Origin of the sequence: Bradyrhizobium sp., from assembly GCF_016462955.1 — a bacterium.
Taxonomy (GTDB): Bacteria; Pseudomonadota; Alphaproteobacteria; order Rhizobiales; family Xanthobacteraceae; genus Bradyrhizobium.
Window position 1 is genome coordinate 1 of sequence record NZ_JAEMSD010000185.1, and the last position, 466, is coordinate 466.

Annotated in this window: 1 pseudogene; it reads left to right on the plus strand. The window is 67.8% G+C overall.

Annotation, left to right across the window (positions count from 1 at the left end):
- Positions 1-466: pseudogene (locus tag JHD07_RS19400) on the plus strand (hypothetical protein); the annotation flags it as partial.

A 466-nucleotide genomic window follows, 5' to 3' on the forward strand; every position in this document is an offset into this window, starting at 1 on the left:
CGCCGGCGATCTGGGAGTACCAGCCCGCGCGGCTCGACGAAGAGCTGTCCGAGCTCATTTATTACACGGTAGACGGTTCGGGCCCGGCGCCGCACCTCACCATCCAGAGCGAAGGCACGCGCATCTCGAGCGCCTATGGACATACCGGCAAGGGCGTCCTGCTGCACGACTATGTCGGACCGCGGCTCGCGCCGTTCGTGATGCCGATCTATCATGAATGCGTCGCGCGCGGGCTTCCGGTCTACAGCGTTGCCGACGTCGACGACAGCGACGCTCCGCGGCTCGAAAGCCCGTCGGCAATGATCGCGGCCGTGAGGGCGGAATGGGCCGAGGCCAGCATCTCGCCAGGCGAGAGGCGGCGTGTGGCCACGACGAGGCTTCCGGCAGAGGTGCCCAAAAGGGCAACGGCCCTCACGGCTTCGGCCACCGGCTTCGGGGACAGCACGGAGTCTGGGGCGCCGAAGCT